This is a genomic window from Gordonia sp. 'Campus', from assembly GCF_022206305.1.
GTDB lineage: Bacteria > Actinomycetota > Actinomycetes > Mycobacteriales > Mycobacteriaceae > Gordonia.
Genome location: NZ_JAKOIW010000007.1, coordinates 245,310 through 268,783 on the forward strand (window position 1 = coordinate 245,310; position 23,474 = coordinate 268,783).

24 protein-coding genes and 1 tRNA gene are annotated in these 23,474 nt (G+C 68.2%); 12 read left to right on the top strand and 13 right to left on the bottom strand.

Annotated features, from left to right (window positions below; all coding sequences use genetic code 11):
- Positions 1 to 67 precede the first annotated feature (67 nt).
- The 3 genes from MAY35_RS23280 to MAY35_RS10675 all read right to left on the bottom strand — a co-directional run bounded on the left by MAY35_RS23280 (position 68) and on the right by MAY35_RS10675 (position 2,082).
- On the bottom strand, positions 68 to 196 hold the full coding sequence (locus tag MAY35_RS23280; RefSeq protein WP_281063127.1) for a hypothetical protein: 129 nt from the start codon (positions 194 to 196) through the stop codon (positions 68 to 70).
- Between the two features lie 147 nt (positions 197 to 343).
- Positions 344 to 1,216 (bottom strand): large conductance mechanosensitive channel protein MscL, encoded by an 873-nt coding sequence (gene mscL, locus MAY35_RS10670; protein WP_238421305.1) that lies wholly within the window; start codon positions 1,214 to 1,216, stop codon positions 344 to 346.
- A gap of 194 nt (positions 1,217 to 1,410) precedes the next feature.
- Entirely contained in the window at positions 1,411 to 2,082 is a 672-nt protein-coding gene (locus MAY35_RS10675) for an SAF domain-containing protein (protein WP_238421272.1), read from the bottom strand.
- A gap of 250 nt (positions 2,083 to 2,332) precedes the next feature.
- On the opposite strand from MAY35_RS10675, the gene nhaA reads away from it, so the two are divergent.
- Positions 2,333 to 3,601 (top strand): Na+/H+ antiporter NhaA, encoded by a 1,269-nt coding sequence (gene nhaA, locus MAY35_RS10680; protein ID WP_238421273.1) that lies wholly within the window; start codon positions 2,333 to 2,335, stop codon positions 3,599 to 3,601.
- A 37-nt stretch (positions 3,602 to 3,638) separates the two neighbouring features.
- On the opposite strand, the gene MAY35_RS10685 is transcribed toward nhaA, so the two are convergent.
- Positions 3,639 to 5,183: a sodium:alanine symporter family protein gene (locus MAY35_RS10685; RefSeq protein WP_238421274.1), complete on the bottom strand. Its 1,545-nt coding sequence runs from the start codon at positions 5,181 to 5,183 to the stop codon at positions 3,639 to 3,641.
- A 222-nt stretch (positions 5,184 to 5,405) separates the two neighbouring features.
- Between MAY35_RS10685 and MAY35_RS10690 the strand changes: the two genes are divergently transcribed.
- The gene (locus MAY35_RS10690) at positions 5,406 to 5,753 is read left to right on the top strand and encodes an FmdB family zinc ribbon protein (RefSeq protein ID WP_238421275.1); all 348 of its coding nucleotides are present in this window, start codon (positions 5,406 to 5,408) and stop codon (positions 5,751 to 5,753) included.
- A 75-nt stretch (positions 5,754 to 5,828) separates the two neighbouring features.
- Here the strand turns inward: MAY35_RS10690 and MAY35_RS10695 are convergent, their stop codons facing one another.
- Positions 5,829 to 6,407 (bottom strand): 5-formyltetrahydrofolate cyclo-ligase, encoded by a 579-nt coding sequence (locus MAY35_RS10695; protein ID WP_238421276.1) that lies wholly within the window; start codon positions 6,405 to 6,407, stop codon positions 5,829 to 5,831.
- Positions 6,408 to 6,567: 160 nt separating this feature from the next.
- Between MAY35_RS10695 and MAY35_RS10700 the strand changes: the two genes are divergently transcribed.
- The 3 genes from MAY35_RS10700 (at position 6,568) to MAY35_RS10710 (ending at position 9,749) form a co-directional block, all read left to right on the top strand.
- Positions 6,568 to 7,512, top strand: a complete 945-nt coding sequence (locus MAY35_RS10700) for a UTP--glucose-1-phosphate uridylyltransferase (RefSeq protein ID WP_238421277.1) — start codon at positions 6,568 to 6,570, stop codon at positions 7,510 to 7,512.
- A 185-nt stretch (positions 7,513 to 7,697) separates the two neighbouring features.
- Positions 7,698 to 9,002: a gephyrin-like molybdotransferase Glp gene (glp, locus tag MAY35_RS10705; protein WP_238421278.1), complete on the top strand. Its 1,305-nt coding sequence runs from the start codon at positions 7,698 to 7,700 to the stop codon at positions 9,000 to 9,002.
- A gap of 90 nt (positions 9,003 to 9,092) precedes the next feature.
- Complete coding sequence (locus tag MAY35_RS10710) at positions 9,093 to 9,749, top strand: GNAT family N-acetyltransferase (RefSeq protein ID WP_238421279.1); 657 nt, start codon at positions 9,093 to 9,095, stop codon at positions 9,747 to 9,749.
- A 53-nt stretch (positions 9,750 to 9,802) separates the two neighbouring features.
- On the opposite strand, the gene MAY35_RS10715 is transcribed toward MAY35_RS10710, so the two are convergent.
- Positions 9,803 to 10,612: an ankyrin repeat domain-containing protein gene (locus tag MAY35_RS10715; protein WP_238421280.1), complete on the bottom strand. Its 810-nt coding sequence runs from the start codon at positions 10,610 to 10,612 to the stop codon at positions 9,803 to 9,805.
- Positions 10,613 to 10,893: 281 nt separating this feature from the next.
- Between MAY35_RS10715 and glpR the strand changes: the two genes are divergently transcribed.
- Positions 10,894 to 12,117 (top strand): gephyrin-like molybdotransferase receptor GlpR, encoded by a 1,224-nt coding sequence (glpR, locus tag MAY35_RS10720; RefSeq protein WP_238421281.1) that lies wholly within the window; start codon positions 10,894 to 10,896, stop codon positions 12,115 to 12,117.
- A gap of 75 nt (positions 12,118 to 12,192) precedes the next feature.
- On the opposite strand, the gene MAY35_RS10725 is transcribed toward glpR, so the two are convergent.
- Positions 12,193 to 12,936 carry a hypothetical protein gene (locus MAY35_RS10725; RefSeq protein WP_238421282.1) on the bottom strand — a complete coding sequence of 248 codons (744 nt, stop codon included), beginning with the start codon at positions 12,934 to 12,936 and terminating at the stop codon, positions 12,193 to 12,195.
- Between the two features lie 88 nt (positions 12,937 to 13,024).
- On the opposite strand from MAY35_RS10725, the gene MAY35_RS10730 reads away from it, so the two are divergent.
- The 4 genes from MAY35_RS10730 to MAY35_RS10745 all read left to right on the top strand — a co-directional run bounded on the left by MAY35_RS10730 (position 13,025) and on the right by MAY35_RS10745 (position 15,286).
- A tRNA-Ala gene (locus MAY35_RS10730) sits at positions 13,025 to 13,097 on the top strand.
- Between the two features lie 233 nt (positions 13,098 to 13,330).
- Entirely contained in the window at positions 13,331 to 13,756 is a 426-nt protein-coding gene (locus MAY35_RS10735) for a DUF5994 family protein (RefSeq protein WP_238421283.1), read from the top strand.
- Between the two features lie 86 nt (positions 13,757 to 13,842).
- A complete protein-coding gene (locus MAY35_RS10740) occupies positions 13,843 to 14,280 on the top strand; it encodes a hypothetical protein (RefSeq protein WP_238421284.1) in 438 nt (145 codons plus the stop codon).
- 58 nt (positions 14,281 to 14,338) lie between these two features.
- Positions 14,339 to 15,286, top strand: coding sequence for a triacylglycerol lipase (locus MAY35_RS10745; RefSeq protein ID WP_238421285.1), 948 nt, complete (start codon positions 14,339 to 14,341; stop codon positions 15,284 to 15,286).
- 18 nt (positions 15,287 to 15,304) lie between these two features.
- Here MAY35_RS10745 and MAY35_RS10750 read toward each other — a convergent pair whose 3' ends face one another.
- Positions 15,305 to 15,628, bottom strand: coding sequence for an AzlD domain-containing protein (locus MAY35_RS10750; RefSeq protein WP_238421286.1), 324 nt, complete (start codon positions 15,626 to 15,628; stop codon positions 15,305 to 15,307).
- The gene (locus MAY35_RS10755; protein ID WP_238421287.1) at positions 15,625 to 16,407 is read right to left on the bottom strand and encodes an AzlC family ABC transporter permease; all 783 of its coding nucleotides are present in this window, start codon (positions 16,405 to 16,407) and stop codon (positions 15,625 to 15,627) included. The genes MAY35_RS10750 and MAY35_RS10755 overlap by 4 nt, the downstream gene beginning before the upstream one ends.
- Positions 16,408 to 16,465: 58 nt before the next feature.
- Between MAY35_RS10755 and MAY35_RS10760 the strand changes: the two genes are divergently transcribed.
- Both MAY35_RS10760 and MAY35_RS10765 read left to right on the top strand, forming a co-directional pair.
- Positions 16,466 to 17,029 carry a helix-turn-helix domain-containing protein gene (locus tag MAY35_RS10760; protein WP_238421288.1) on the top strand — a complete coding sequence of 188 codons (564 nt, stop codon included), beginning with the start codon at positions 16,466 to 16,468 and terminating at the stop codon, positions 17,027 to 17,029.
- A gap of 329 nt (positions 17,030 to 17,358) precedes the next feature.
- Positions 17,359 to 19,017: a DEAD/DEAH box helicase gene (locus tag MAY35_RS10765; RefSeq protein ID WP_238421289.1), complete on the top strand. Its 1,659-nt coding sequence runs from the start codon at positions 17,359 to 17,361 to the stop codon at positions 19,015 to 19,017.
- 38 nt (positions 19,018 to 19,055) lie between these two features.
- On the opposite strand, the gene MAY35_RS10770 is transcribed toward MAY35_RS10765, so the two are convergent.
- The 4 genes from MAY35_RS10770 to MAY35_RS10785 form a co-directional block, all read right to left on the bottom strand.
- Complete coding sequence (locus MAY35_RS10770) at positions 19,056 to 19,853, bottom strand: maleylpyruvate isomerase N-terminal domain-containing protein (RefSeq protein WP_238421290.1); 798 nt, start codon at positions 19,851 to 19,853, stop codon at positions 19,056 to 19,058.
- A 127-nt stretch (positions 19,854 to 19,980) separates the two neighbouring features.
- Positions 19,981 to 20,463: a hypothetical protein gene (locus MAY35_RS10775; protein WP_238421291.1), complete on the bottom strand. Its 483-nt coding sequence runs from the start codon at positions 20,461 to 20,463 to the stop codon at positions 19,981 to 19,983.
- A 48-nt stretch (positions 20,464 to 20,511) separates the two neighbouring features.
- A complete protein-coding gene (locus MAY35_RS10780; RefSeq protein ID WP_238421292.1) occupies positions 20,512 to 22,059 on the bottom strand; it encodes a 4Fe-4S binding protein in 1,548 nt (515 codons plus the stop codon).
- Between the two features lie 31 nt (positions 22,060 to 22,090).
- Positions 22,091 to 23,131: a diiron oxygenase gene (locus MAY35_RS10785; RefSeq protein ID WP_238421293.1), complete on the bottom strand. Its 1,041-nt coding sequence runs from the start codon at positions 23,129 to 23,131 to the stop codon at positions 22,091 to 22,093.
- Between the last annotated feature and the right edge of the window lie 343 nt (positions 23,132 to 23,474).

Genomic DNA, 23,474 nt, shown 5'->3' on the forward strand with positions numbered 1-23,474 from the left:
CCTACCGCGGAGGCGGTAGGGGCTCGGTGGGTTCGGGGCGGTCTCCCCGATCGGGTGTGCGGTGGGATCAGCTACCGAAGAACCACGGGAACGTCCGGGGACGAGCCTGAGGCCGCGGCTGGGTGCGCTGCTGCGGACGTCCGTTGCGTCGGTTCTGCTGCTGCGGCTGGCGATTCGGCGTGGTCTTGTTGGGCATTCGTTCATCCTTCTCGTGACGTCACACCGGCGTGTTGTCCGGTGTGGTCGCTCGTTGCGGCGACGAATCCCAAACTAGGAGTCGGACCTTCGGGTTCGGATGGCCCTGGCTGTCAGGCTCCTGGGAGTCGCAACCGGGCGGGGGAACTCACCGCGAATGCCGCCCGGGCGCGTCCGGACCTTCGCCGGGGAAGTCGCCCGGATACTGCTCGCCGGGGTATCCCGATCCCTGCCCGGGTGCCGGGTAGGGATCGGGATTCGGGTAGTTGCCGGGCGGGGGATAGTTGCCCGGGGCGGGTTGCGGTGTCGGATACGGCTGGCCGGGAGGCGGCCCCTGCGGAGGACGGTTCTGGGGCGGAGCGGAATACGGCTGGTTCGACTGGGGCTGGCCCGACTGGGGTGTTCCGGACTGGGGTGTTCCGGACTGGGGCGGGCCCGACTGGTGCGGTCCCGAGTGCGGTGGCAGGCCCTGGGATTGAGACGGCGGCGACGAGATGCGTTGGGTGGTACCGGCTCCCGACGGTGCTTCATAGGGTGCGAAGGAGCCCGAAGGCGGGCCGTAGGATTCGCTCGCCGGTCCGGCGGGGTCGGTCAGATGCGGCGGTAGGTCACTTTCGGCCTCCGCCTTGGCCTTCGACGTCCCCTCGGGGTCGAGGAGATCGCGGATCTCGGTGAGGAGCGCGACCTCGGTGACCTCGGCCTTCTTACCGAATCCGCCGAGTTCCGAGAGCTTGTTGTAGGGCAGGATGATGATGAAGTACACCACGGCGGCGATGATCAGGAAGTTGATCACCGCCGTGATCACACTGCCGAGGTCGACGAATGTCGATGGGCTGTCGGTGATCTGGAATCCGAGGCCCTGGGCGGCGTCGGACCCGATCGGGATCGAATTGATGATCGGCTGGACGATGCCGTCGGTGAAGGCGGTGACGATCGCGGTGAACGCGGCACCGACGATGACCGCGGTCGCCAGTTCGATGACGTTGCCCTTGAGTATGAAGTCCTTGAATCCCTTGAGCACGGTGTACGGCCTCTCCTCGACGTTTCCGCTCAATTGCCGGCGATTGTGTGCATGATCGCCGCAAATCCGACATGCGCTGTGCGAGCTTGTACTACCCTATCCACGATCGTGAACGAACCGATCCATTTGTGTTGATTTCCGCTGCTGTGTCGTCCCGTCTCGGATGGCGTAGCGAGGCCCATAGGCGCGGCGGCTCAGTGCAGGACCACTGCAAGGGACGTATCCAGACCCGCGGCCGCCACCCGGTGAGCGGACGGGGCGTCCATCGCGAGGAGCACCGGGGACACGGAGGTACGGCCGCTCGTGATGCCGCCCGGAGCCGAGCCGGCCGCATGCAGTGCGACGACGGCGCGACGCGCCAGGATCTCGGCGTTCTCGGTCAGCACGTCGACGACGTCGCCGGGGCGCAGGAGTGCCGCGACCGCCTCGTCGGACAGGCGGACCGGCACGAGCCGCGCGTCGTCGAGTCCGGTGACGTCGGCGGGCAGGTGCGAGGACAGCAGTCGGGTGTCGGTGAGGATCTCGCCGCCGCGCACGCGCCCGGTCACCGTCCGCCCGACCGCCAGGCCGGGATCGTCCAGGACTCCCTCCGGGACCGACGAGCCGGAGACCCGGCGTGGATGCACATCACCTTCCTCGACGACCGTGCCGGGCAGGAGATCGTGGGTCGCCACGATGACCTCGACGTCGCCGTCCGTGCGCGCGCCGACGACGCCGACGACCGCGGCACACACGATCAGCGCGACCGCGGTGCACCGCCTGATCAGCAGGCTGCGCGTCCATCCCGGCCGTAGCGCCGCGCCCAGGCGGTCGCGGAGTCGTGGTGAGAGGGCGTGTCGCGACATCGTGGGGGGAGTCGGAGGCATGCGCGCACAGTAGGCCGCGCGCAGCCGCAGTCCGCGGTCGTAGCCCGACCTGTGGACAGGTCCGCAGCCGGGCCGGCCGATGTGGACCTGTGCCGGGGGCGATCGTGCGGTCCGGGGTACGAAGGGGGTCGACTGGTGACCGGCGGCCCGGTGGGGGAGAATCGTCGACGGTGTGCCGGGAAGTCTGGTCGGCCGCTGCCCGGCCGGGTGGCGTGACGATGGCCCTGTGCCCGACCACCGAAGGAGCGGCATGACCGACCACCCGCCACACCCCGCAGCAGCCACGGCCCCGGGCCGCAGCGCACGCCTGAGGCGTTGGGCGGCACTCGACACGACCAGTGGCGCACTGCTCCTGCTGGCCGCGGCCGTCGCAGTCATCTGGGCCAACTCGCCATGGCGCGACAGCTACGACTCCCTGCTGCACATCGAGGTCGGGCCGTCCGCCCTGCACCTGCATCTGTCGTTGGCGCACTGGGCATCCGACGGTCTGTTGGCCATCTTCTTCTTCGTGGTGGGCGTCGAACTGAAACACGAGTTCGTCGCGGGCAGCCTGCGTGACCTGAAGCTCGCCGGGGTGCCGGTCGCTGCTGCCGTGGGCGGCATGATCACCCCCGCTGCCTGTTACGTCCTCGTCGTGGCGCTCGGCGATCCCGAGGGTCTGCGCGGATGGGCGATCCCCACCGCGACCGACATCGCCTTCGCCCTCGCGGTGCTCGCGATCTTCGGGCGAGGTCTGCCGCTGGCCTTGCGCACCTTCCTGCTGACGCTCGCCGTGGTCGACGACCTGCTCGGCATCATCGTCATCGCAACCTTCTACACCGAGCAGATCGACTTCGTGCTGCTCGGCGCCGCCTTGCTCACGGTGGCCGTCTTCGCCGTGCTGGTCCGCCAGGCGTGGCGATGGTGGCCGGTGCTCATCCCGGTCGCCGTCGTGGCATGGGGCCTCATGCACGCCTCGGGCGTGCATGCCACCATCGCAGGCGTTCTGCTGGGGTTCACCGTCCCGGCGGTCGCGATCCGAGGAGAGAAGGCGCCCCGCACCGAAACCATCGACGATGCGGTGCGCCCGTATTCGGCAGCCCTCGCGCTGCCCGTCTTCGCGTTCGCCGCAGCGGGTGTGAGCGTCGTCGGTGGCGAGGGCTCGGTCATCCAACCGGTCTCGATCGGCATCTTCCTCGGCCTGGTGGTCGGGAAGCTCGTCGGCGTCCTGGGGTCGACGTGGCTGATGACCACGTTCACGCCTCTGCGCCTGCCGGATGCGATCGGACTCCGTGACCTGCTACCGGTCGGGCTCCTGACCGGGGTCGGGTTCACCGTCGCGCTCCTCATCGCCGAGCTGAGCTTCGAAGCCGGGTCCGACGATCACGCCGCTGCGGCGAAGGCAGCCATCCTGGCCGGCTCGGTCGTCTCCGCGATCCTGGCCGCGATCCTGCTCCGATGGGACGCCCGGCAGGCCCGCGACCCGGACATGAACCGCGACAACATCCCCGACACCGATCGGGACGTGATCGGGGGATGACTCCCGATCACGTCCCGCGGCAAGCACAGCGCGAAGGTCACTTCGCGACGGAGACCTCTTTCTCGACGTCGGCCTTGCCGTAGGTCTCCCAGAACGTCGCTCCGACGATGCCGAGTGCGATGGGATCGAAGATCGGGTCCTTGCCTTCCCTTTTCTGCTTCTCGTAGTCGCGCAGCGCCTTGAACGCCGGCTGCTGGAGGATCAGGATGCCGACGATGTTGAGCCACGCCATCAGTCCGACACCGATGTCGCCGAGTGTCCACGCATCGCTGGCGGTGGAGACACAGCCGAAGGCGACCGACACCAGGATCAGCGCCTGCAGGAGCAGTGTGAGGTTCGCGCCGAGCGTGCTACGCAGCGGTCGGATGTACAGCGTGGAGGCCTTGCCCATCAGGAACCGCAGGTTGGTCTCGGCCATGTAGTAGTAGGCGATGATCGTCGTCAGGCAGAAGAACGCCAACGAGACCGCGACGAACGTCGAACCCGCGCCACTCCACATGCTGTCGAAGCCGATCTGCACGAACGCGGGTCCGACGTCGGTGCCACCGGGCAACAGTCCGCCGTCAGCGAGGACCGCGCCGTCGGCGCTCTCGCCTTCGAACACCCGGTAGGCGCCGGTGGAGATGATCAGGAAGCCGGTCGCCGAGCACACGAAGAGGGTGTCGACATAGACGGCGAAGGCCTGCACGAACCCCTGCTTGGCTGGATGGGAGACCTCGGCCGCCGCCGCAGCATGCGGGCCGGTGCCCTGGCCGGCCTCGTTCGAGTAGATCCCGCGCTTGACGCCCCACATGATCGCCGCGCCGACAACCGCCCCGAAAACGGAATCGACACCGAAGGCGCTGGCGAAGATCAGCCGCAGGACCTCGGGGACCTGCGACGCGTTCGTGGCAACCACGAACAGCGCGAACAGGATGTAGAGGATGGCCATGAACGGCACGACGATCGTGGCGAAGGTGGCGATGCGCTTGACGCCGCCGATGATGACGAAGGCCAGCACGATCACGACTCCTACCGCGACTGCCCAGTCGGCGATTCCCCACGCCTGGTTCATCGCGATCGCCATCGAATTGGCCTGCACGCTCGGGAGCAGGAGGCCGCAGGCGAGGACCGTGACCGCCGCGAAGACGAGTCCGTAGACCTTGAAGAACGGCGCGGCCTTGGTGTGCGCGAGCGCCTTGCTGAAGTAGTAGGCCGGGCCACCGCGGTACTCGTTGGTCAGCGGGTCACGCGTCTTGTAGATCTGGCCGAGGGTGCACTCGACGAAGGAGGTCGACGCCCCGAGGAACGCCATCGCCCACATCCAGAAGAGCGCGCCCGGCCCGCCGAACGCGATGGCGGTGGCCACGCCGGCGATGTTGCCGGTGCCGACGCGACCGGCCAGCGAGATCATCAGCGCCTGGAACGACGACACCCCGTCGGGGGAGCTCTCGCCGTGACGCATCACGCGAACCATCTCCGGAACGTGCCTGATCTGCAAGAACCTTGAGCGGATGGAGAAGTACACCCCGACCCCGAGGCAGAGGTACACGAGGGGGTTACTCCAGATGATGCTGTTGAGATCGGTCAGGAAGTCGGTCATGGCGCTCCGGAGTGAGAGGACTTCCGCGTGACGGCTGTCCCGGTGATTGGTGAACCGTTTACTTCGGCCAGGGAAACAGTTTGCACGACGTGTGCACCGGGCGCGAGATGGCACGATCCACGGTCTCCGCACGCCTGCACATCGAAGCCCTTAGCACTCGGAATGAGCGAGTGCCAAAGTCGGTTACACTGGTCAGCGTTTACTGACTTTTCGGAGGTTTCGGTGCCCACCTACTCGTATGCCTGCACGGAGTGCGACAACAAGTTCGACATCGTCCAGTCCTTCTCCGACGACTCGTTGACCGAGTGCCCGCAGTGCGCCGGACGCCTGCGCAAGCTGTTCAACTCGGTCGGCATCGTGTTCAAGGGCAGCGGTTTCTACCGCACGGACTCCCGACCCGGGTCGTCCTCGGACACCTCGACGTCGTCGTCATCGTCGGACAGTTCATCTTCGTCGTCGGAGAGTTCCTCGAGCTCCGGCTCGTCGAAGTCGGAGTCGTCGAGCTCGTCGAGTTCCTCCTCGACCGCCGGCAGCGGCAAGAGCGAGAGCAAGGCCGCGACGCCGGCCTGATCCTCGCCGGACGCACGATCGCAGAACCCGGGCACGGGCCTCAGACGGCACCGCCCGGGTTCAGTCGTACCGTCCTCAGGTGAGCTCGCGGAACCCATCTGCCGGCGTGAGCGTCCAGCGAACCGGAACGTCGTGGTCGCCGGAGGGGAGTGAGTCGACGACCTCGTCGTCGTAGACGACGCCGACGAGGTCGGCGGACAGGCCGTGCAAGGTCCGGTCGTAGTAGCCGGCCCCGCGACCCAGACGCACCCCGGTCTTGTCGACGGCGAGTGCGGGGACGAAGATCACCGACGCCGCACGGATGGCAGTGATACCCAACCTGTCCGTGGTCGGCTCGAGCAGATCCCACCGCCCGGGTGCCAGCGACTCCGGGCCGGTGTACGGCGCCCAGTCCAACGGTGCCGGTCCGCCGGCGGGGACCACCGGGACAAGAACCGCGACCCCTCGGTCGACCAGCGCATCAAGCATCGACGTCGAACCGGGTTCGCTGCCGACGGGAACGTACGCGGCGACGGTGACGTCGTACTCGAGCCGGAACGGGCACGAGTAGATCCACTCGGCGAGAGCCGCAGCGGCGCGGTCTCTCTCGGCCCGGGACCGACGTGCCCGCCGGGTCTCGATCTCCTCCCGGAACTGATCCTTCAGCGTTCGCAAGACCCGACCGTCCTTCGCATCGTCTCGAGATCGGTGACTCCGTCCGCAACCGTGCCGGCCGGGACGACCGCACTGTATCCGACGACCGAATCGTGCCGGGGACGTCCGGGACACCGCTGTCCATCGGGCCGGAAGACGACACCTGTCCTAGGGTGGATTCATGAGTGCGACCAACAAAGCTGGTTTCAGTGAGTACGAGGGTGTACCGAACACTCCGCCGATCCCGCACACCGCGGTCGTCCCGGCAGCCGGATTGGGGACCCGGTTCCTCCCGGCGACCAAGACGGTCCCCAAAGAGTTGCTGCCGGTGGTCGACACCCCCGGAATCGAATTGGTGGCCGAGGAGGCCAAAGCCGCAGGCGCCGACCGATTGCTGATCATCACCTCGCCCGGCAAGGACGGCGTGGTCGCCCACTTCGTCGAAGACCTCGTCCTGGAGAACACCCTTGCCACCCGCGGCAAGGAGTCCATGCTCGCCAAGGTGCGCAAGGCGCCGAACCTTCTCGAGGTCGCCTCGGTCATCCAGGAGAAGCCGCTCGGCCTGGGGCATGCGGTGGGTTGTGTGGAGAGCTACCTCGACGACGACGAGGACGCCATCGCGGTGCTGCTGCCCGACGATCTCGTCCTGCCGGGCGGGGTCCTCGAGGTCATGGCGCGCACCCGGCAGCGTCGAGGCGGTTCGGTGCTGTGCGCCATCGAGGTCCCCCAAGACCGGATCAGCGCGTACGGCGTCTTCGACGTCGAACCGCTGCCCGACGCGAACAACCCGAATGTGATGCGGCTCAAGGGAATGGTCGAGAAGCCCGAACCGCAGGACGCGCCGTCCAACTTCGCGGCCGCCGGCCGGTACATCCTCGATCGCAAGATCTTCGACGCGCTGCGCCGCATCGAACCGGGAGCCGGCGGCGAGCTGCAGCTCACCGATGCGATCGCACTCCTCATCGAGGAGGGTGAGCCGGTCCACGTCGTCGTCCATCGTGGAACACGCCACGATCTGGGCAATCCCGGCGGATACCTGAAGGCCGCGGTCGACTTCGCGCTCGACCGCGACGACTACGGCCCCGATCTGCGGGAGTGGCTCGAGAAGCGACTGACCGAACGCTGAAGCCAGGCGCGATCTCGTTCGCCCCGTCCGTTCGTCTCCTCCCGCGCGCCTCGAACGCTGGGGTGCGACCGCCCGATACCGTTTCCCTGTGTTGTATCGAGTGCACGGCGTGCCGACCGGCGCGTGCGACTGTGTCGGGCGTAGGACGCGGTGTGCTGACCGGGTGAGACGAGAAGAGCGGTGAGATGCGGTCTGTCGAAGATCATCTGACGCTGGTGACCGCGGCCGCGGTCGCGCCGCGACCGGTGCGCGTCGCGATCTCCGAGGCGCAGGGCCTGATGTGTGCCGAGGAAGTCGTCACCGAACACCCGATGCCGGGGTTCGACCAGGCTGCCATCGACGGGTACGCGGTGCGGGCCGTCGACGTCGGTCTGGCCGGCGTCCTCGCGCCCGAGGACCTCGAGGACTTCGACGCCAACGGCGCCGAACTCGTCGACCTCGAGTCGGGCGAACCGATGATCGTGTCCCTGCCGGTGGTCGGCGAGGTCGGTCCGGGTTCGCGGAACCCGACCCGGTTGCAACCGCGCCAGGCGGTGCGGGTGGAGACCGGTGCCCCGATGCCGACCCTCGCCGACGCGGTGGTGCCGCTGCGGTGGACCGATGGCGGTGATCAGCGGGTCAAGGTGGGGCACGGCGTCGAGAGCGGCAATTATGTGCGGCGTGTCGGCGACGACGTGCAGCCCGGTGACGTCGCGGTCCGTGCCGGGTCCATCATCGGACCGGCCCAGGTCGGTCTGCTCGCGGCCGTCGGCCAGGCGCGGGTGATGGTCCACCCACGTCCCCGGTTGTCGGTCATCTCGGTGGGCAGCGAACTCGTCGACATCGACCGGACGCCGGGCCCGGGGCAGATCTACGACGTCAACAGCTATGCGTTGGCCGCCGCCGCGCGCGACGCCGGGGCCGACGTCAACCGCGTCGGCATCGCCGAGCGTGAGGCGTCACGCATGCGCGAGGTCGTCGAGGCCCAACTGATCCGCTCGGAGATCGTGGTCATCTGTGGCGCGGTGGGCGGCAGCGCGTCGAAGGCCGTCGCCGACGCCCTCGCCGATCTCGGCGATCTCGAGATCGTGCGGGTGGCGATGCATCCCGGCTCGGTACAGGGCTTCGGGCGGTTGGGCCGCGACGAGGTCCCCACGTTCCTGTTGCCCGCCAACCCCGTCAGTGCGCTGGTGACCTTCGAGGTGATGGTGCGTCCACTCATCCGGATCGCCCTCGGCAAGCGGCAGCCGATGCGCCGGATCATCAAGGCGCGCACGATAGGTCCGATCGCGTCGGTGCAGGGCCGCAAGGGTTATCTGCGGGGCCAGCTGATGCGCGATGAGCGTTCCGGCGACTATCTCGTCCAGGTGCTGGGCGCCTCACCGACCGGGTCCTCGCACCTGCTGGCCGAACTCGCCGAAGCCAACTGCCTGATCATGGTCGACCCCGAGGTCGAGGAGCTGGGCACCGGTGACGAGGTGGAAGTGGCATTCCTCGCGCAACGCGGATGACGGGGCACTGCTCCCGGTCCGACGACGCGGTGCCCGGTGTGAGTTCCGGGTTCGGCAGACGAATCCGTGACAACGCATAAACTTCATCACGTGTTCAGGTGGTTGAGCGGCGATCAAAGCAGCCCGGGCTGGCCGGCGACTCTCGGCCCGCTGCACACCAGGACCGGATCGGTCACGCTGCGGCCGGTGAAGATGCGTGATGCCAAGACGTGGAGCGAACTTCGCATCCGTAACCAGAATGCGCTGCTCCCCTGGGAACCCACCGGTGTGGGGAGCTGGGCCGACCGGCATCAGCCGGCCTCGTGGCCGCCGCTCTTCGGGGTGTTGAAGTCCGAGGCGAAGCGCGGCGCCCTCCTGCCGTTCGTCATCGAACTCGACGGCCGTTACGTGGGGCAGCTGACGGTCGGGAACATCCAGCGTGGCGCCGTGCGCACCGCCTGGATCGGGTACTGGGTGGACTCGGCGGTCGCCGGCAACGGGATCGCAACCGCGGCGGTGGCGCTGGGGGTCGACCACTGCTTCGGCCCGGTGGGTCTGCACCGCCTCGACGCGACCGTTCAACCCGCCAACGAGGCATCGCAGAAAGTGTTGACCAACATCGGTTTTCGGCAAGAGGGTTTGCTCCTGCGCTACATGGACGTCAACAAGCGCTGGCGTGACCACATGCTCTTCGCGCTCACCGCCGAGGAAGTGGTCGGCAGCGCCGCAGAGGCGCTCGTCCGCGCGGGCCGGGCGTCGTTCGGCTGAGCCGGCGGTGGTCTGTGCGCACCGCCTCCGATGAGCAGGGGTGCCGGACCGTGTCAGCGGCCGGTCTCGATGGGGAAGTCCCGTGCGCGCATCTCGGATTCGATCGCCGCTCGAGTGCGAAGATACGAACCTGTCCGGATGGAGTCGTCGGCGGTGTAGAGCGAGGGTAGGAACGTCGCGCCGCGCTGATCCCGGTGTGCGCCATCGGCGCCCGCACGCAGCAGGATCAGGCAATGGTCGATGTTGAGGACGTCGGCTGCGGTGAACAGCGGTGTCCGCCCGGCCAGTGGTTGCACCGAGTCGAGGTCGGCGCCGCGATCGATCAACAGGCGCAACGCGTCGCCGCGCCGGTGACGGACCGCGGTGTGGACGACGTTGCCGCCGATCCGGTCGGACGCCTCGACAAGTCCGGCGTCGAACTCGATGAAGGTGCGGAAGGCCGGGAAACGGTCGAGCAGCACGCTGTAGGCGACGGCGTTGTATCGACCGGCGCCCGGACGGTGTGGATCGGCACCCGCACGGAGGAGAGCGGCCACGGCCGTCGGTCGCTCGAATTCCACCGCCCATTGAAGCGGGGTGATGTTCTCCCGGCGCGGGTCGGTGTCCGGATCGCCGCCCTGCTCGTCGAGGTCGGCGTCGGCGGCCGCGAGGGATCGGATCTGCGCCTGGTCGTCACGCCGGGCGGCGTCGAGCAGTCGAACGGTGGGAGGGGAGAAGTAGTCGGCCGCGTCCACCCGCTGCGAGACGACGTCGGCGATCCAGCCACAGCCGGCCAGCATGCACGCCGACATCGCGGTCGCGCACAATGCCACGAGTCGGCGCACGGGCACCGTTCTGCTCGCCGTCAGGCCGTCTGTTCGCACGCCCTCTACCTCCACCCCTGCGCCGGAATGTCCGTTTTCACGATAGTCCGGACTCGGCGCGTCGACGCACCGGCTCTCGTCGACGACCGAGCACATCTTCGGCCCGGAGGTCGTGGTCGGTTCCGGGCGCGCTGACCCCGGCGGCGTCGAAATTGCTGAGAGGCGCGTGTGAAACCGTGCCGATTCGCCCGTGCCCCGGCGCGTCTGCCCGGGACCGGCGTCTTCCGGCCCTAGATTGTGGAGTGGCCTCGTGTGACCAGAGTGAATGAAGGGAGAGTCGCATGCCCAACTCCGTACTGTGGGTCTGTCTCGTCGCGGTCTGGCTCTTCGTGCTGGTCCCGATGGTCATCAAGGGTCGTCCGCAGATCCTGAAGTCCACCGACGCCGCCCGCAAGACCCGCCTGCTGCACCGCGGCGGGTCGCGCGCGAGCACCGCGACGCGAGACCGGCGCCGGTCATCGGCCAGGCACCCCCACGACCCGTCGTGGAAGTCGTCGCGGCGCACCGCGACTGCCACCCTCGACGAGGACAAGGCCGAGGACTCCGACATTTCTGAGGACACCGCCGAGAGCACCACCACCACGCGTGTCCGTCGTGCCGGCAAGCCTGTCGTCGAGAAGCCGACCGTCGTGTCCAGCGATGACGCGGCCGACGACGACAACGAGGACAGCGCCGAGCACACCGAGCTGCACACTGTCGACGGCGCCGATGATGATGCCGCGGATTCCGATGTCGAGGCGTCGGAGGACATCGAAGACGCCGAGTACGACGACGAGGTCGAGGACGACGCGGCCGATCACGAGGAAGACGCAGAGCTCGAGGACGCCGAGCTCGACGATGCGGAACCCGAGGACAACACAGAACTCGAGGACGACGCCGATTTCGAGGACGCCGCCGATTTCGAGGACGCCACAGACGAACTCGACGAGGACGAGTACGACGACTACGCCCGTGGCTCCCGTGCGTCCGAGCCGCATGCCGAGGACGACGAGCCGGAGTCCGTCATCGACGAGGTCGAGGACGCCCCGGTGGCCCGGTCGCGGACCGAGCGGTCCGGTCGACGCAGCGTGTACTCGTCGGAGAAAGAACGCGAACTCAAGTACCGCGAGCGCCAGCGGGTGACCCTCGGTCTGTTCGTCCTGACTCTGCTGGCCGTGGTCGCCGGATTCTTGACCGGGATGCCCGGCTGGGTGGCCACCGGGGTGCTGGGGCTGCTGCTCGTGGGATACCTCGCCTACCTGCGTCGTGCGGTGATGACCGAACAGCAGATCCGCGCTCAACGAGCCGCGCGCGCCAAGCGGGCGGCGCGTGCCGAGCAGGAGCGGCGTCGACGCGCCGCTGCGGTCCCCGAGTTCGCGGCCGCACCGCCGCCTCCGCGTCTGCGCAGGCCCGGTGGCGCAACGGTTCTCGAGATCGACGACGAGGACCCCGTGTTCGACCACCTGCCGCCGTTCCAGCGCCGGCGCGTGGAGCGCGAGGACCATGAGTACCGCCGGGTCGGCTGACCCTAGGACTCACACAACCAACGGACTCAGCAGTGGGTATCGATGATCGATACCCACTGCTGAGTCGTTTCGGCACTACTTGGTCAGCGCCGGCTTGCCGTGCGACTCGAGCCACGCCCGACCGGCCTTCGCCGCCTTCGACAACGCGAAACGTTCGCCGAGATAGGTCGCGGGCGCCCCGACGACGGGGATGTAGCTCAGCATGCGGAACACCGCCATCGGCTGCGGGCGCTTCTCGAACTCGTCGTCGACGGCCCGGAGGAGCTTGGCTGCGTCCCAGATCGCCTTGAACAACGACTTCTCGCGTTCTTTCGGTTCGTCGGGCAGCGACTTGCCCGACTCGGCGGTGACATCTGGGTTCGAGAGGTCTCGCTTGCACAGCACCGATGCGAGTAACTGCACCTGACTCTTGCGGTCGGTCACGCCGTACTCGCGGGCGATCGCGACGAGGACCATCGACTGGTTCGCGAAGCCGAGGTAGGGGGTCACCGGCAGACGTTTGGCCCAGATTCCGAAGACGCCCGGGAAGGCGACGGCGCCGGTGTTGAGCGTCCCGATGCGGGTGACCCACCAGCTCGCCCGCTTGGCCATCGACCGTTCGCTCCAGCCCTTGGTCCCGGGCCAGTCAGCCGCGTCGAGCAGCTTCGACGCCGCGTGCTGGGCCTGCTGCAACCGAGAGTCGGCGTGGTCGTCGTCGTGGAAGGTGTGGCCCTTCAGACCCAGGGGGTCCCGCTCGGCCAGCGCGTCGAGAACGGGGTTGATCACCCCCACGACGTTGTCGAGAATTCCGGCCAACTGCTGATCAGACATCCGAGGCACCCGACCAGCCTAGCGGCGGGTGAGGCGTTTGGGTGTCGCCGGTCCGGGGCTGCTAGAGTGGCTCCCGGTTGGCGGTCACACGCCTCCCGGGGCTATGGCGCAGTTGGTAGCGCGACTCGTTCGCATCGAGTAGGTCTGGGGTTCGATTCCCCATAGCTCCACCGGCAGAACCCGGGTGACAATACCGTCACCTGGGTTTTTTCGTGTCGCAGGTGGGTTGGCCTCGGGACTCGGGGCGTAGAGTGGCACCAACTGGATCGAACATCTGACAGAGAACTGTTGGCGTCTCCGGTGTCGGACGCTGACCCGTCCGGTGACCAAGTCAGGTGGCGTCGGTGATCATGGTGTCCCGTGTCGTAGGTACCCCGCAAACAACGCGGAACGGACTGCGGCGATGAAGCCCCTACTCGGACCGGCTCGGGTCCGTTTCGGTGTCGACCCCGGCGCGGCCGTCGCGGGTGCGTGGTATCCGTACACCGTGCAACTCGCCGAGGAACTCCCCGGCATGCTTGCCGCCGCGCGGGCCCGCGTCGGCGACATCAGTGGGATCGACGTGAACTGGAACAGCTTTCGGAGACTGCCGGGGCTCGATTCGCCGGACTCGCCGGAGACACCTCCGCTGATGACGCTGACCACCGCGGGGAGGACTGTCACCCTGCTGGTCATCCCGCCGCGGACGGCGTCGTCGCTGGCGGCCATCCTGCTGCGTCAGGCCAGCGACAGCGTCATCACGGGCAGCCAATGCCATTCCCTCGAATACCGTCGCGCCGAACGGATTCTGGTCCGCGCTGGGGTTGCCTGCCCGCAGGGTGCCCGCTGATCGGACGACGCGCCCGGTCGCGGTGAGGGTGTCGGCCCGTCCGCTTCGGGCCTCGAAGCGGGGTACCGCGGTGTAGTTTCTCGCTCATGACCGCCGCGATGCTCACGTTCGCCGGAACGCTGCTGGTCGCCATGATCGGCGCGGTCATCGCCCGGCTCGACGCCAACGATCGGCACCAGAAGCTGTCGCAAAAGGTCGACATCCTGGTCAAACTGCCGCACGAGTCGCAGGCGCATGAGCGGATGAACGGCATCGTCCTCGACGCGATCAACGAATTGGCGGAGTACGAACATCGCCGGCGCAGCGCCGTCTTCCAACGACGGGCGTTGACGATGGCCTTCCTCGCGTGGCTCGTCGTCGTGGGACTGCGGATCTCGGCCGAGCAGTTCGACATCGGCCATTACGAGAGCATCATGCACTACGTCGCCGTGACGCTGCTGGTGCTAGGTTTCGTTCTCGTGCTGGCCTCGGCGGTCGCGACGATCCGCGACATCCGGCACCGCGACGAGGAACCCGCGGACTGATCGCGCCGGTCCGGCCAAACTCGCACCCCCGCCTGAGACGGTTTGTTAGCTTTCGTCCATGAGATCGACGAAGATCCTGGTAGCGCTGGTCGTCGCCGTCTGCGGGGCGCTCATGGTGATGACCGCGGCTCCGGCGCGAGCCGACACCCTGCCGGTCACCTACAACTTTCTCGCGGGCATCCCGGACGAACTGACCGATCCGGGCGGCTCGCTGCCCGGCTCCAACGACTGGAACTGCACGCCGAGCGCGCGCCACCCCAACCCGGTGATCCTTGCTCACGGGACCGGGGGATCGCAGCAGACCAACTGGGGCACCTACGTGCCGCTGCTGAAGAACGAGGGATACTGCGTCTATGCACTGACCTACGGTGCGATCAAGGGCGCCCCGTGGCCCATCAGCGCCATCGGTGGGATGGGTGAGATGTCCGCCAGCGCTGCCGAATTCGGTGCGTTCGTGGACAAGGTGCGCCGGGCGACCGGAGCGCCGAAGGTCGACGTCGTCGGCCACTCGCAGGGGACTGTGGTGCCCGCCTACTACGCGAAGTATCTCGGGGGCCGCGACGCCATCGACAAGTACGTGTCGCTGGCTCCCGCGTGGCGGGGGTCCGGGGTCGGCGGAAACGATGTGATCATGCCGATCGTCCGGTCCCTGGGACTGCGACCCGAGCAGGTGCCTCTCTGTCAGGCGTGCGCGCAACTCGATCCGGGCGCGCAGGTGCTCCGTCAGGTCGCGGAGGGCGGTTACTACCTGCCGTCGATCCAGTACACCAACATCGCCACCCGCTACGACGAACTGGTGGTGCCGTACTGGCTCGGTCTGCCCCCGGGCGGTCCCAACGTCCGCAACATCATTGTGCAGGAAGGTTGTTCGGTCGACTTCACCGAGCACGCCGGGATCGCGGGTTCGCGTCGTGCAGCGCATTTCGTGCTCAACGCTCTCGACCCCGACCATCCCCGAGCCGTCCCGTGTGACCGGGCCGCGCCCGTCACGGGAAGCCCGTTCTGAGTCCACCGCCGGGTTCGGTCAGGCGATGCCCACGGCGCGTAGGCCGGCGGCGGTTGCCGCGGCAAGGATCACCACAACGGCCAGCGGCGCCCTCATCAACGCGGCGACCACCCCCACCGTCACCCCGGCGGGGCGGGCCCAGCCCGCGAAGTCGTGTTCGATGAACAGCGCGCCGGTCACCGCGACGGCGACCAGGAGTACCACGGTCGCGCGGTCCATCACCTTCTCCGTCTCGTCGGACATCGAGATCCGGTGGCGCAGTACCGGACCGGCCGCGCGCATCGCGTAGGTGCCGACCGCCAGGAGTGCCACCCCGACCCCGAGGGCGAGTCCACCCGTCATCGAGTGCCCCCGGAGACGTCGCTGTGCGACTGTTGCGTTCGCGCCTGCTCGCCGGGGATGAACGGATCGGTGTGCACCGGCGACGAGGCGAGGGCAGGCCCGGTCGAGCGAGCCCGCCGGATCGCCTCCAGCGCAACGAAACCGCCGAGCGCGCCGATGACGGGCAATCCCGCCGGGAGGAATGGGGTCGATGCCACGGCGACGGCCGCACCGACTGCCACCGCGGCCCACGTCGCGCCGTCGCGCAGCGCCGGGATCGCAAGCGCGGCAAGCAGGGCGGGGAAAGCTGCGTCGAGACCGAGGGCTTCGGGGTGCGCCAGCGCGCCACCGAGGGCAGCGCCCAGCGCGGCACCGACCGGCCATGACACGAGGACTCCCAGACCGCAGAACAGGAATGCCGCTCGTGCGCGAGGGGGATCGGATTCGGCTGTCGTGACCGCGGCCGTCTCGTCGTTGATCAGATGGGCGCCGAAGAACACCTCCGCCGCTCCGCGCAGATGCTTGCCGATTGCGAGTCCATATCCGAAGTTGCGCGTGTTCACCAGCAGACCCGCAAGTGCGGCGAGGACCGGGGCCCCGCCTGCGGCCAGGATGCCGACGAAGACGAACTCCGACGAGCCGGCGAGGACCACGGTCGCGATGAGCACGATCTGCCACAGCGCGAGACCTGCGCCATGCGCGGCAACCCCATACGACGCGCCGATGACGAGGACGGACAGGGACATCACCACGACGGCCCGCCGAGTCGCCGCATCGAGTGTTCTCCAAGCCGAACGCATGACTACTATAGTGAACAGGAATGCTGGTGTTCGTCAAGATGGACGATCGGACGGTTTGATGAACGACTCTTCTTCGGTGAACCCGAAAGAGCTGGTGGCGGCGTCGCTCAAGCGCGAACGAACGCGTGCCGGACTGTCCCTGACTGAGCTGGCGCGCCGTGCGGGTGTCGGGAAGTCGACGCTGTCGCAGCTCGAGTCCGGGGACGGAAATCCCAGTGTCGAGACGCTGTGGGCGCTCTCGACGGCGTTGGGCGTGCCGTTCTCGGCGTTGTTGGACTCGCCCGCGCCCACCGTCGAGATCATCCGACTCGGCGAGGGGCCCGTCATCCCCGCCGCCGACGCCGACTATTCCGCGACCCTGCTCTCCACCGCCGCCCCGGGATCGCGCCGCGACATGTACGTCATCCGCGCCGAGCCGGGCAAGCCGAGAGTGTCCGCACCGCACGCCCGGGGGATGCGCGAGCATGTCGTGATCAGCAGTGGCCGAGCACGTCTCGGCCCCATCAGCGCGCCCGAAACGCTCTCGGCGGGCGATTACATCTCGTATCCGGGCGACGTCGAGCACGTCTTCGACGCCCTCGAGCCCGGCACGGTGGCCGTCATGCTGAACGAGATCTTCTGAGCTCCGCTGTCGCGCCGCACGGAATCTCGGGGCGGTCGCGCGCAGCGAGTCGAGACGAGGCCTCGATCGCGACCTGCATCACAACGATTCGCCACATCGGTTACCGACGCGTACTGTTGCGTTCAGTGATGCGCCCGGCAACCGGGACGCGTCAAGCGTCGTAGAACGCCTCTCTCGCAGGTCGGTACCCACCGAAATCGCCGGGCCACCTGCCATTGACTTCATACGGCGAACGAGCTCGCGCACCCGCGTGTTCGCCACCGGCACAGCCCACCGGCACCTCGTCGTGCTGTTCGCGTGCCATGCACAGGAAGAACCCTGCACACTCGATGACTGCTGTACTCGAAACCTCGTCGGCGCACACCACCTCGGACGCCGTTGCGTCTGACTCGCCGTCGTTCCAATCACTCGGTGTCCCAGCCGAACTCGTCAAGGTCCTGTCCGCTCAGGGTAAGGTCAACGCCTTCCCGATCCAGGCCGATACCCTGCCCGACACGCTCGACGGCAAGGACGTCCTCGGCCGCGGCAAGACCGGCTCGGGCAAGACCCTGGCCTTCTCCATCCCGCTCGTCGCCGGACTGGCCGAGATGGAGGTCAAGCGTTACGTCGGTGCCCCCACCGGGCTCATCCTCGCGCCGACCCGTGAGCTGGCCACCCAGATCGCCGCGGTCGTCGAGCCGCTGGCCGCGTCGGTCGGCCTGACCGTCACCACCGTCTTCGGCGGTGTGAAGCAGACCCGCCAGGAACAGGCATTCCGCCGGGGCGTCGACATCGTCGTGGCCTGCCCGGGGCGGCTCGAAGACCTCATGCGTCAGGGCATCGTCCGTCTCGACGAGGTCGAGATCACGGTGATCGACGAAGCCGACCACATGGCCGACCTCGGCTTCCTGCCGGTTGTCACCAAGCTCCTGGCCGCCACCCCCGCAGAGGGACAGCGGATGCTGTTCTCGGCGACGCTGGACAACGGTGTCGACAAACTGGCGAAGCGGTTCCTCGACAATCCGGTTCTGCACTCCGTGGACTCAGCGGAGTCCCCGGTCGCCGCCATGACCCACCACGTCTTCGAGGTCTCCTCCGCCGACAAGGCGTCCCTCGTCGCCGAACTCGCCTCGGGCACCGGCCGCCGAATCCTGTTCATGCGGACCAAGCATCAGGCCAAGAAGCTCGCGAAGAAGCTGAGCGAAGAAGGAATTCCGGCCGTCGACCTGCACGGCAACCTCAGCCAGGCGCAGCGCGACCGCAACCTCGCCGCCTTCGGTGAAGGCGATGTACGCGTGCTCGTCGCCACCGACGTCGCCGCCCGCGGTGTCCACGTCGACGGCATCGAGCTGGTCGTCCACGTCGACCCGCCGGCCGAGCACAAGGCCTACCTGCACCGTTCGGGCCGTACGGCCCGCGCGGGCAGCGCTGGTGACGTGGTGACCGTGTGCCTGCACGAGCAGCGTCGTGAGGTCGCCCAGTTGCTGCGCAAGGCCAAGATCAAGGTCACCCCGACCAGCGTCACCCCCGGATCCGACGCCGTGGACGAGCTCGTCGGCGAGCGTGCACCGCGTGTCTCCGCGGCAGCGCGGGCCGCAGCCGAATCCGCTCGAGGCGGAGGCCAGGGTGGGCGTTCGCACGGCGGACGTTCCCAGGGCGGTCGTTCGCAGGGCGGGCGCGGTGGCGGCCGACCGGGCCGTGGACGCGGTGAGAGCCGTGGCAACGGCGCCCGTGCCGACAGCCGCGGTGAAGGCCGTGGCGAGAGCCGCGGGGACAACCGCGGGCGTCCCGCGCGCGACGACTCACGGTCGGCGGGCAGCGGGTCGCGCCGCTCGGGTGGTCAGCGCTCGACCGACGCACGTTCGACGGGTCAGTCTCGATCGGCCGGGCAGTCGCGCTCGACGGGGCAGGCGCGTTCCGCCGGCCAGTCGCGCTCCGGTGATCAGCACCGTGCGGGCGGACGTCCGCAGGGTCGGCGCGCCAGCCGTCCGGCAGGCTCGCCGGCCTGACAACTGACAAGCAAGACTCCTGCCCGCCTGAAGTCACTTCAGGCGGGCAGGAATTTCTGTGCCAGCCGTGGCGCCAGCCAGGGTCTGGCGCCCCAGGCCACGGCTTTGCCGGTGATGCCGATCCACGCCGGGGAAAGACGCCCGTAGCCTGCGAGTAATGCGGTGGCCGGGTCGACGCTGATGTGGACGTCGGGGCGACGAGACAGCGGGGGATCGATCACCAGGTCGCCGTCGGTGAACTCGTAGACATGCCGCTCGCCGCAGCCGCGTAACCGGATGTCGTAGGTGCCGTGGTGCCCGGCTGCCGCCGCCGGGTCGACCCAGCTCGGGAGAATGTGCTGGCGTGCCCTGATGATCATCAGCACGACTTCCGGCTCGACCCACCATCGGACGCCGAGCGCACGCGCGATGTCGTACCCGTGCACCACGAACTCGCCGATCAGCAGGCCCAGAGCGGCGTCGGCTCGGATGATGCGGTCGCCGTCGAAGTGCATCTTGGGGACCTGCGCCTGGAAGTGCCCGACCTCGTCGGCGAGGATGTGCAAATCGTCGATCAGTTGCCGTGTCAGCACGTCGATGTCACGCGTGGGCAGGTTCGCGATCTGTTTGGCATTGAAGTCCGGGACGTCGACGGCATGGCAGCACCACTCACCTTCGCCGCGCGCGAGGCCGAGGAACCTCGACGGCGCGAGTGAGACGTGGCCGACGCAGTCGGCCACCGTCCATCCCGGCGCGTCGGCGAGTCGCGCCTCCGAATTCTCGACTCCGCGAACGAGTTCGGCGAAATGCTTTCCGGTCGCGAGCGCGGCATCGATGTAGTCAAACCTCGAGAACATCCCCGTCGCCCGTGGTTCCTCCCCCCACATGGAGGTCGAGGTTACCCCGACCGGGTGCGACGTGCGACACATTCATCCTCAACGTGCCGTGGCCCGGCGCAGAACGGCACACTGCTCCCGGGGTTCCTCACGGATTCTTGGCGGCGACGATGGCGGCCCGGACGGCCTCGCGGCATTCGTCGCCACAGGGCTGCCCGGTGCCGAGATAGAAGCTGCCCGGACGCCCCTCGTGGCCGGGAAAACCGGTGACGGAGAAGCCGTCCGTGGCGGGCACGCCCGGGACCGACGCGATCGATGCGACGGCCAGCGGAACGGACAGGGCGGACACGCCTCGTTTGGCCCCGGACACGACGACGAGCAGGTGCGTCGGGTGGAGCACGATGAGTGTCTGGTGTTCGGAGTCCGGGTCGACGGGATTGCTGCGTCGACCGAACATCTTGCCGAGCAGCGACGTCGACGGCGGGTTGATGCTGCGGGTGCACCACGACGGCAGGTCGTCGGTGAGTGTCAGCTGGTGTGACTCCGCATGATCACGCAACACCGCCGTGACGTCGGCGGGCAGGTCGGACAGATCGGCGCGCTCGGTCGTGCGCTGGTACGCGGGCCCCATTGCTGCTCAATGTAGTGCAGGTTTCGCCGTCGACGTGCCCGTGGCGGGCTACCGTCGGCTGAGGAGACGACGCCGTCGCGGTTCGGGTGCGGCGAGCGCGCCGGACTCGAGATCGTCGAGCAACGACGACACCGTCTCGGCGGAGTCGGTTTTGTTGGTGCCGATGAAACCCGACGGGCCTCGCTTGATCCATCCGGTCACGTAGACCCCCGGCACCGGGTCCGCTCCGTCGAGGACGCGGCCCTCGTGGTGGGGGATGACGCCGCGCGCGGCGTCGAACGGCAACCCCGGCACCTCAACCCCCCGGTATCCGACCGAGGTGAGGATCAATCCGGCGTCGAGCGTGGTGGTCTGCCCGGTGGGTTCGATGCCGACCGCCACACCGGCGTCGTCGACCACGGGCCGGTTCCGGCCGACGAGGAGGCCGCGTGCCCGGCCGTCGTCGCCCGGCACCACCTCGAGCGGAGAGCTGAAGAACGCCAGCCGGATTCGACGACCCTCCGGTTCCGGCCGGGCCGCGCACTCGGCGAGGAGGTCGAGCTTCGCGCGGACCGTTGCATCCAGCTCGGCGGGTGCGGGCACGGACTCGAGGTCGGCTGCGTCGACGACGACCGGTATCCCGGAGTCCACCAGCCCGATGAGTTCGGGCAGCGTGAACGCCGCGTGTGCGGGTCCGCGTCGACCCATCACCACCACCTCGCGTACCGACGACTCGCGCAACCGCGCCAACGCCGGTCGCGAGATCGACGTCGCGGCAAGCGAATCGGGGTCGGAGACGAGGATTCGGGCCACATCGAGCGCGACATTGCCGTTGCCGACGACCACGGCGCGACCGGTCGTGAGGTCGACGTCGAGACCGGCGTGGTCGGGGTGGCCGTTGTACCAGCCGACGAACGAGGTCGCGCTGCTGACCCCGGCGAGGTCGATGCCCGGCAAGGACAGGGGTTTGTCGGTGGGTGCGCCGCCGGCCCAGACGATTCCCTGATGCCGGGATCGCAAGTCCTCGAGGGTGACGTCCCGGCCGACCTCGGTGTTCAGCAGGATCTCCAGCCGCGGGTTGCGGGCGATGTCGTCGAACAGTTCCATCACCTTGCGGGTGTGCAGATGATCGGGGGCCACGCCGAAGCGCGCCAGCCCGAACGGCCTGTCCAGACGCTCGTACATGGTGACCGAGATCTGGGGGCGGCGCAGGAGTTCGTCGGCCGCGTACATGGCCGACGGCCCCGACCCCACGATGCCGATCGACACCGGACGGTCGAATGCGAGCTCGCGCGGGCGGTCGATGGGAGCCAGCGGCAGCCGGCGCGACGGGTCCACCGGGAACCGTGCGGCGCCGTCGAACGGATCCCGGTACTGGGCCGCGTTCACCTCGACGAAGCGTTCCTGGCCGACTGGGAGCCGGTGGCCGGGCACGATCGCGCCGACGGGACAGGCGCTGACGCATGCACCGCAGTCGACGCAGGTCGCCGGGTCGATGTAGAGCATCTCGGCGATGCCGAAATCGGGTTCTTCGGGCGTGGGGTGGATGCAGTTGACGGGGCATGCGTATACGCACGACGCGTCGCCGCAGCACGCCTGGGTGACGACGTGGGGCATGGTCTCGGGATCTACCTGCGTTCGGTGCGGCTCAGGCCGCGGTGTAGGTGGGTTCGCTGCGGAAACGCGAGGGCCGGCCGCTGATGCCGAGTGCGCGCCACAGCAGTCGCGACACCGGGTTCATCAGCCCGCTCTGCTCGCCGAGCATCCGGACGTCGCCGAAGACGTTGCGCAGGAACCGCTTCGACTCCGCCGACCGCCAGAAGATGTCCTTCATGACCTCGTCGGGGACGTCGAAACGCTTGGCGAAACCGCGCGGGGGCACCACGATCGCGCCGCACAGGATGCGCATGGTCAGCGGGAGCATGAGCGACAGGATGAACCGCTGGAAACGGCCACGCTGCGGCACCTGCTCACGGATGAGGTGATGGGCGAACGAGATGTGGCGCGCCTCTTCGGCGACGTGCAGCTGCATGACCGCGGCCATCGTGGGATGCAGGCTGGCGCGGGTGCGCAGGAAGTCCTTCTGGATGTGGTCGATCGGCTCCTCGCCGCCGAGGACCCCGAAGAAGAACAGGGTGGGGAAGACGGTCGAGACGAGCGGGACGAACGGAGAGATCAGCCGGTAGCCGATCTTGGCACCCGGCACGTCCACCCCGGTGCGGTTGATGAACTCCTGGAACATCAGGGTGTGGTTGCACTCCTCCTTGGATTCGTGCGTGGTGTACCGGAATTCGCGCGCGCCGTTGGGGAGTTTGAAGCTGTACTGCATCAGGCCGCGGATGAGGATCGACTCGAACTGCAGCCCGACCTTGGCGACATTGGCCTGGCGCCACATGCCGATCTCGATCTGCTTCTCCTGGGGGAGCTGCTGGTACCACGGGTGACGGCCGATGGGATCGACCTCGTAGGACAGGATCCACCGGGGGTCGTTCTCGGTGATCGCCATGTGCGGCGCGTCCCAGTCGATGTCCACGTAGGGGTCGAAGTTGCGATGCACGGAGGCCGCGGAGAGGTCGTCGAGTACCTGGCTGTAGTCATGGTCGCCGCCGGTCTTGTCGTGCTGGGGGACGTAGCGCGTGGGCGCGTCCTGGCGGGTCTCCGGAGTGCTCGGTGTCAATGCTTTTGTCATCGTCGCGTCCTTCGGGGTGGGCGGCCGGGCCGGGTGAGCCCGACCACAGCAGATACTCCGAACGTATTTCGACGGTCCGCTATTTGTCAACAACTGATGTCACGTTCGTCGACGGCGACGTGCGCGGCGTGGGCGCTGACCTGGCGCGACGCATGTAATTCGTTCGGGCTATTCAGACCGTGGACCGCGGCGATCGCGGGTTAGAGTTACCGCACCGTCCGTGCCCGCGTCTGCTCACCTGGAGGAGCGATGTCCCTGCGTGTTCCGCACGTGTCCCCCCGGCGACGGGATTCGACACGTGGCGCCGCGATCGCGCATCGGAAGCCGGCGGCCGCCCGTCGCC